An 8,088-nucleotide genomic window follows, 5' to 3' on the forward strand; every position below is an offset into this window, starting at 1 on the left:
GGCAGCTTCTGAGACGATTTACGGGGTGCATGAAAACCAGTCTGTTAAGCGAAGCGGGCAGGCGGGCGGGGCTGCGCGCGCAAAGTGGTTGATAGGTATCTTTAACTTGGTGGTATACTCTTAGCCTTGTTACTCATGTGTAGAGCATTTGATGTAACGAGCCGATTACTATTTCACACTATTAAGAAGGATTGGAGATGGCCAGAGGCGAATTAATGAAGAAACTTTTGGCTAGCTACGGTAATGATGATGAATTTCGTTCTGTTGCTGAACGAATCATAAATGAAGAAGAAAAAAAGAATAATAAAGTTTTGGCTAATAGCCTAAGAAGGACGCTTGAAAATAGCCGAGCTGTAGGTTCGAATTACTCATTAAAAGGATTGGAACGATTCTCTCCCATGAACGAGGCCACTAATGATTTTGTGGAACGAGTTGAACCAAGCCATTTCCATAAAGATTTAGTTTTATCTTTCGATAACGTTAGAATCCTTAAAGGGTTAATAGAGGAGTATCGTTTTGCTGAAGCTATTCGGAAGAATGGTCTATCATTACGCACGAAACTTCTTTTTTGCGGGCCTCCCGGCTGTGGTAAGACTCTAACAGCAGAAGTGTTTGCATCCACGTTAGGCTTGCCTATGTTTATCGTAAAATTAGATAAATTGATGTCATCATATTTAGGCGAAACTGCGACCAATATACGCTCAATTTTTGAGTTCGCCAACAATAAGCCTTGCGTTCTTTTTTTGGATGAGTTTGATGCTATTGCTCGCTCTAGAGAAGATAGCAATGAACACAATGAACTTAAACGAGTTGTGAACAGCTTGCTATTATTTATTGAAAGGTTATCACCTAAAGGTTTTATGATTGCAGCCACCAACTTAGATAAAAGCATTGATCCAGCTGTATGGAGACGTTTTGATGAAGTCATATGGTTTAAAAACCCTGATAAAGGAATGATTAGGAGATTTTTAAAAAGCAGATTAAAAAATATTAAATATGATTTTAATCCAGATAATTATGTTTATAAGTTAGAAAAAATGAGTTTTTCAAGTCTAGAGAGAGTGCTTAATCAAGCAATAAAATCAATGATTATTGGAAAACATAAAGTTTTGAATGAGCGTTATTTTGTCGATGCGATAAATGATGAACATCGAAGAAATAGTGGTGTTGAACAAATGCGATAATATACATGGAGTCTTATATGGCAGAGTATGAACATTTACGACTTGTTAAAATTCCTCAGCAATTAGAAAGAAGAAAAAAACCGGGATATGGTTCAGCTCCAAAACGTAACTCTCAGGAAAGAACAATACATGGAACATCTTTAATTCATCAAATTGATAGTACAGTTGCATATGTTCGAAGTAAACGTATTCCTGGAAACATTGATCCATCATTGATCATGAAGGTTAAATATGATGGGTCTGCTGCCGATGAAGACTGGTTAAGGCTTGGGTTACAGGTTCTATCTCACGACGATGATAAAACTTTAGTATTATTTTCTTCTAACGATTCACTGGCCGATTTAAAAGACAGAATTAATGCCTACTCAGGGCCTATACCCGCAAAACAAAAGAACCCATCCTACAATAATTTCGTAGGTAATTTAATTTCAATTGAAACCATTACAAGTACAGACAGAATAGGAATCCGTTTTAAAGAATCTGGTTTTAATGCCATAAATGATTTCGATGAAATGGAAAATTACATTGTCGATATTGAATTATGGGATTTTGGAGGAAGAATAGAAAGAGAAGCGAAAATTGAAACCATTAAAAACCTTATTGTTAATAATGGTGGAGATTTTCTAGATTCCTATATTGGCCCCTCAATTTCCTTATTGAGGGCACGGTGTAATATATCCGCATTAAAATTAGTATTAGAAATACCAGAAGTCTATACCATTGACTTACCCCCCATGCCAGATATGGAGACCAAAAAATACTTTAAATTTGAATTAGATGACACACCACAACCCATTAATGCATATGAAGATTTGCCAGTTATAGGTATAATTGACAGTGGATTAAACAATCATCCTTTTTTAGATAACGTAATTGTCGGAACCGTGTCTTACCTAAATGATGCTGGTCAAGACTCTTGGGGACATGGCACTTCGGTTGCGGGAGTTGCAGTTTTTGGAGACTTACGACATCAACTGGCTCAGAACCAACTGATTCGTTACGCTAGAATATGCTCGGCTAAAGTTGTAGATGATAAAGGACGTTTTCCAGACGATGTAGTAATTCCCAAATTAATGTCGCAAGCAATTAGACAGCTCCATCATGACTTTAATTGTAGGATATTCAATATTTCACTCGGTGATCCTAAAGCTCCTTTCAAGGGTGATCGAAATGGGCAATGGGCTTCAATTCTCGATGACTTAGCTAGAGATCTTGATATATTGATTATAGTTTCCGCTGGAAATGGTTCTTCTTGGGGGGCAGAACCAGAGGATGCAATTTCTGAATATCCAAACTATTTAATAGAAAAGAGAAATAGATTTCTTGAACCCGCAGGTGCAGTGAATGTATTAACGGTAGGTTCCTTATCTCATGGAGATGGATTACCTCCTGATCTAGCAGAATATGTTGGAGTCATCCCTACCGCAAGAATGGATGAGCCTTCGATTTTTACCAGATCTGGGCCGGGGATTTTAGGAATGTGTAAACCCGACTTAGTAGATTACGGCGGAACTGCGCTTTACGACACAGCCATACATAATATAAGGCCTGGTGGAGATATTCCTGAATCCGGCATATTAAGTTTAAACAATAAATTTTTAAATAGTCTTTTTACAGCTTCCTCTGGTACATCAGTTGCGGCGCCTATGGTAGCTAATAAGGCTACATTATTGTTGAAACAAATACCAAATAGTACGGCTAACTTACTGAGAGCCTTGTTAGTAAACGCCTCTTCTCATCCTTTAGAGAATCAACAGCGCATTAATTTACTTGATGGAAAATCCAAAAATAACATCTATGGAAAAGGATTGGTAAGAGTAAAAAATTTAATCTCATCCGAAGATAATCGAGTAGTATTATACTCTCAAGATGTTTTACAGCCTGATTATTTCGCTGTATATGAAATACCAATTCCAGATAACTTCAAGAACACCAAAGGTAAAAAAAACATCAGTATTACACTTGCCTTTGACCCACCGGTTAGACATACAAGAAAAGATTATCTTGGCTGTGAAATGAACTTCAGGTTAATAAGAGGTAAAACTGCCGACGATGTATTCAACTTTTTCAAAGTAAAAGAGGAAGGTGATGCTATCTCTGAAATGCCTAATAAATATAATTGTGATCTAAAGCCAGGCGCAAATTCTAGGGATTTTGCAACAATACAATCGGCTTCGGTCAGTTATGATAATGCCATAGAGAATTATGGAAATACGTACCATCTTGTTGTACGTTGCCAAGCCGGTTGGGCTGATTTTATTCAGCAACAACGTTATGCGATTGTAGTCGAGCTCACGCATACTGAGAATGTAAATATTTACCAGACCATCCAGCAAAGAGTTCAGCCAAGAGTACAAAACAGAAATCGAATTTAAAATACTAAACAGGCAACTATGTTGCCTGTTTATTCTATTTTAAATTAAGTTTTTTTAGCAAACTCATAAGGAGTAATCATTTGTTTCTTAGTTGCATCTATATAATCAGACCACCATTGAACCATCAATCGACGTTCATCCAAGTGTTCAGACGTATGAATATATGCCGCACGCACACTATTTCGTTCTGAATGACTCAGCTGCCTTTCTATCGCGTCATCGCTCCATAACCCTGACTCACCCAATGCACCACGCGCCATCGTCCTAAACCCATGCCCACAGACTTCGGTTTTCGTGTCATAGCCCATTGCACGTAAAGCGCTGTTCACTGTGTTTTCACTCATAACCTTTGTTGCGTCATGATCCCCTGGAAAAAGTAGCTCTTTATCACCACTAATCTGCTTAAGCTGCTCTAACAAAATCATCGCCTGTCGACTAAGAGGAACTATATGCTCCTCTTTCATCTTCATGCCACGATACGAGTAACGAACGCCTTTAATTTCTTCACGCTTTGCAGGTATACGCCAAAGAGATTTATCGAAGTCGAATTCATCCCAGCGCGCAAAACGTAGTTCACTGGAGCGCACAAAGGTCAGTAAGGAAAGCTCGACCGCGATCCGTGTCATTATGCGGCCACGATATGCAGCAAGACGAGCAAGAAACTCAGGGAAGCGGCTAGAGGGTAAAGCGGGGTAATGTCGCGCTTTGGTTGTAGAAAGCGCACCGGCCATATCACTGGCTGGATTTGAGTCGATGTAATCGTTCTGTACGGCATAACGCATAATGGCCGTAACGCGCTGTTGCAGGCGCTGAGCGACGTCGTGTTTACCACTGGCATCAACTTTTTTAATCGGGGATAGCAGGTTGCTGGTTTTGAGCTGGCGAATGTCGGACGAACCGATATGAGGGAAGATATAAAGCTCAAGATAGCGAAGAACGCGCGATCGATGGTCTTCACTCCATCGCTTGTTACTGGCGTGCCATTCGCGAGCAATGGTTTCGAAAGTATATGCCCCTGAATTCTCGGCCTGAGCTTCTTTCTGTTCGGCTTTTGGGTCAATACCCTGTACTAACAGTTTTTTAGCTTCATCGCGTTTTGCTCTTGCCTGAGCAAGCGTCACCGTAGGCCAAACACCAAAAGCGAGGCGATCCTCTTTTTTGTCAGAGGGCCGTCTGTATTTCATGCGCCAGTATTTAGAACCCTTGGCCGAAACCTCGAGATACAAACCGCCACCATCGGCCATTTTGTAGGTTTTGTCTTTTGGCTTTGCGGTCTCGACCTGTCTGGCGTTGAGCTTCATTTGGGGGCATATTTCTAATCGAAGTTAAGATGCCCCCAATTATGCCCCCAATGACATCCGGATTTCAACGGACAACCTCGGACGACTCAGGACGTAAAAATCGCTGCAAACATTGATTTTAAAGGGATAACTGGACTTTCTCGGATGGTCTTGGAAGTACTAATGGTGCGAAGGCCGCACCGCGATTTCCGACATAACAAACTGAAATAATTGAATTTTTAAAATAAGATAACCGCCACATATACTCACATGTATACTCAACGCGATTTCCTGTGAATACAGCTAGCTAAAAACTACTCTTCATCATCTTCCACAGGCTCTAACGCGTCAAGCGTGACTCGCACCATCGCGATAGAACCAATACGGATGAAAGCATCTTCGCCATCTTCGTCGGTTATCATAAAGCGATCTGTGGTTTCAGGCTCGCAGTCCAGCTTTTCAAAGAACGCATTCAACTGACCGATATCATCCGTCTCTTCGTTTTGCGGTGCATCAGGCTCAACGCTCAGCGGAATCACTGGGCCACCGTTCACCAAGGTGATATGGACATTAAAATAATCATCTTCGTAATCATCATCTTCTTCAGCAACGATTGGCGGTAGACCATCAGACAAGAACTGGTGAAATACTACTTCGCGCATATTTAACGCATAGCGATACTGGTCCGAGTCAAAGACAAAGAAGCGCTCTACATTCGGGCTAGCTATTTCCTGAAAATAATAATAAAACCTCCGCTTATCCACAGCAGAAATGGGCAATAATAAATAGTCCTGCTGCCCCTTTAGCCAGAGTTTTACGGTCCAAAGACCGCTATCCATTTCAATACCGCTTGCGGCTATCGCCTCAAGATCTTCATCAGTTTTACGGCGCTTCTTGTGAAAGTCGTTAATTAACTGATCGCTTTCCGGGAATACGATATTTAAAGGCTTATCCATGGCATTGCATATTGCCTGTGCAAGGCCCAGCTTTGCTGCCACCTTTCCGGTTTCGATACGCTGGATTTGCTGTTGGCTGGTGCCGACCATATACGCCAGCTCGCGCTGAGTGATCGACAGTTGAGTACGAAGCTGTTTGATATTGTTCTGTATCATGGTATCGCTCTTCTGATGAGATTGATAACAAGCATTAAAACACAAAAAAGCGTAAATACACATTTATGTGTTTTCAGATGAAGATTCGGAAGGAATAAGTGTGGAAGATTTGAAAGACCATTACCCAAAAGAGAAGACCTTTTACACTCACTTAGCAGCCAGCATTCCCGGATAGTGCTTCGCGATGATATCGTTCATCTTCTCTACCAGATCCATACGCTTAAACGTGATATGTCCGCTCCCCTTCTGAAAATAGCGAATAGTAAATAGCTCATCCTCAAAGACCTGCTGATGCGGGTTATCGCGAATAAAATCCATCAGTCGGATAGTCACATCGTGCCGGTTATCGGGAATGGTTTTACCATCCAGCAGGAACAACATGCGCTCCAGATCGGCTAACTGGTCACGCCGCCAGCCCCAGTTAAGACCAAATCCCCACCTGTCACATTTGACCAGCCCGCTAACGATAATTTTTGTTCCAAACTTGCAGGGGCTATTCGTTTTGAAATCCCAGCTCAGCCCTTTAAATACGTTGATGACGCCCCGTTCAAACACCTCGCCTTTATTCAGATGTAATTGCTCGAACGTACTCAGAATATTCTTTTCACTGACGGCAGGAATGTCGTCCTTTTCCAGACTGTTGTACCACTGGTCACGCGCCTGAGCGTCCATAAGCGAAAGCATTCCGGACTGTTGCATCAGCTCTCGCCATATACCACGATCAATATTGCAGGTGATCGCCTTCATCGCGGTTTCGGGTTCCTCCATCAGCCAGCAGTCGTAACGGTATTGCCGCACTCCCCATTCATTCGCTTTGCCCCCGCCAATACTGTCAGTTAGTGCAGAAATATCACCAAGCTGTTGCATGAGCACTTCAATCTGCGCCAGTGCAGCGTTACGTCCGGTGACGATACGCTCAATGCTGGTCGAGCAAATCACGTCGGTATGGCCGGTTAACACTTCAGCTTCAGTCTGCATAGTAAATCTCCATAAATTGAAAAGGCCTGCAACGAGTGCGGGCCAGGTGTTGTGGGTCCATCAGGACCACGGGAGGCAGGTAAAACAGTGGGGCTCAACCATCGATCGATGAAACCGATCGATTTTGTGAAAATTGATCTTCAAAATGAATTATCCCTCCGTGCAGTCCCTGTGCCAGAATCCCGAAAACGAATTTAACTGATTGTTTATCAATCCATTTCCTGTCTTAACGAGGGGCGGGCGTCTTTTGTCCTGAGAACATGGCAGCGAAATAACGTAACGGATATGTGATGAAAAGATGCGCACGCTGTAATAAGAAAAGGTGTGTTCTGGACCGGATTTTTGGACTCGATACAGAATTCTGCGACGAGTGCCTATTTGATACTGAGCAGGAAATCAGGGAAAAACACACTCTCCCCGTCAGGCGTCAGAAAGATGACAGCGAAGGGAAAGCGTAGCCGGTATGAAGCCTGAAATTGATGTCAGCGTCATTATCCCGGTCTTCAATGCGCAGGCCACCATCGGCTACCTGGTGCATAAGCTCCTTAGCGACCAGACGCTCAGCATGGAGGTGATAGTCGTGGATGACGGTTCCACCGACGAAACGTGGACCATACTTAGCGCCATCACCGATGAGCGGCTGATGCTTATTCATCAGGAAAATCAGGGGGTGTATGCCGCACGTAACGCCGCACTGGCGGTTCACGGCGGCGAGTGGGTGGTGTTCCTGGATGCCGATGACCAGATAGCTGACGGGTTTTTGCAGGAACGGCTACGAACTGCTCATGAAGCTCAGGTCGATGTTGCCGTGTTCAGTGGCTGGCGGGCCGACAGTGCCGGTCACCATCGCTCCCCCGTGCACCACAAACAGCCTTACGGCCAGACGCTCACCGGTCAGGAGTGGATACGCCACTGTGTGAAGCAGCGCGAATGGCCGCATTACCTGTGGCTACAGATAATCCGCTCGGCGTATATCCGGGAGCATGGCCTGCGGTTTCAGGAAGGCAAAAGCCACAAAGATATTCTCTGGACCCTCCACCTCGCTGCCGGAAACGGTCGGTTTTATTTCGCCGACCGCCAGGACTACACCTACATCAGCAATCCTGCGTCCATTACCCACCGCCCGGATTATTACGATATCCGTGCGGCCAGCTATATT

The 8,088-nt window shown here is 43.4% G+C and carries 6 protein-coding genes; 3 read left to right on the plus strand and 3 right to left on the minus strand.

What is annotated here, in order from left to right:
• The first annotated feature begins 197 nt into the window (after positions 1-197).
• Both DEO48_RS22855 and DEO48_RS22860 read left to right on the plus strand, forming a co-directional pair.
• Positions 198-1,184, plus strand: a complete 987-nt coding sequence (locus DEO48_RS22855; protein WP_039024018.1) for an AAA family ATPase — start codon at positions 198-200, stop codon at positions 1,182-1,184.
• Positions 1,185-1,201: 17 nt separating this feature from the next.
• Positions 1,202-3,559, plus strand: coding sequence for a S8 family peptidase (locus DEO48_RS22860; RefSeq protein ID WP_181367045.1), 2,358 nt, complete (start codon positions 1,202-1,204; stop codon positions 3,557-3,559).
• 44 nt (positions 3,560-3,603) lie between these two features.
• Here the strand turns inward: DEO48_RS22860 and DEO48_RS22865 are convergent, their stop codons facing one another.
• From DEO48_RS22865 to DEO48_RS22875, 3 genes are all read right to left on the minus strand, one after another.
• Positions 3,604-4,860, minus strand: coding sequence for an integrase arm-type DNA-binding domain-containing protein (locus tag DEO48_RS22865; protein ID WP_039024020.1), 1,257 nt, complete (start codon positions 4,858-4,860; stop codon positions 3,604-3,606).
• A gap of 293 nt (positions 4,861-5,153) precedes the next feature.
• Positions 5,154-5,951: a helix-turn-helix transcriptional regulator gene (locus tag DEO48_RS22870; RefSeq protein ID WP_109846378.1), complete on the minus strand. Its 798-nt coding sequence runs from the start codon at positions 5,949-5,951 to the stop codon at positions 5,154-5,156.
• A gap of 147 nt (positions 5,952-6,098) precedes the next feature.
• Complete coding sequence (locus tag DEO48_RS22875) at positions 6,099-6,929, minus strand: DUF4942 domain-containing protein (protein ID WP_109846379.1); 831 nt, start codon at positions 6,927-6,929, stop codon at positions 6,099-6,101.
• A gap of 463 nt (positions 6,930-7,392) precedes the next feature.
• Here DEO48_RS22875 and DEO48_RS22885 point away from each other — a divergent pair.
• On the plus strand, positions 7,393-8,088 hold a 696-nt coding region (locus DEO48_RS22885), incomplete at its 3' end, for a glycosyltransferase (RefSeq protein ID WP_109846381.1).

The organism is Enterobacter sp. CGMCC 5087 (assembly GCF_003144775.1).
In the GTDB taxonomy this organism is placed as follows: Bacteria; Pseudomonadota; Gammaproteobacteria; order Enterobacterales; family Enterobacteriaceae; genus Enterobacter; species Enterobacter cloacae_M.

What these genes read in the sequence shown, in the direction of transcription:
- DEO48_RS22855 (WP_039024018.1), top strand. Translation starts at nt 198, where the DNA reads ATGGCCAGAGGCGAATTAATGAAGAAACTTTTGGCTAGCTACGGTAAT.
- DEO48_RS22860 (WP_181367045.1), top strand. Translation starts at nt 1,202, where the DNA reads ATGGCAGAGTATGAACATTTACGACTTGTTAAAATTCCTCAGCAATTA.
- DEO48_RS22865 (WP_039024020.1), bottom strand. Translation starts at nt 4,860, where the DNA reads ATGAAGCTCAACGCCAGACAGGTCGAGACCGCAAAGCCAAAAGACAAA.
- DEO48_RS22870 (WP_109846378.1), bottom strand. Translation starts at nt 5,951, where the DNA reads ATGATACAGAACAATATCAAACAGCTTCGTACTCAACTGTCGATCACT.
- DEO48_RS22875 (WP_109846379.1), bottom strand. Translation starts at nt 6,929, where the DNA reads ATGCAGACTGAAGCTGAAGTGTTAACCGGCCATACCGACGTGATTTGC.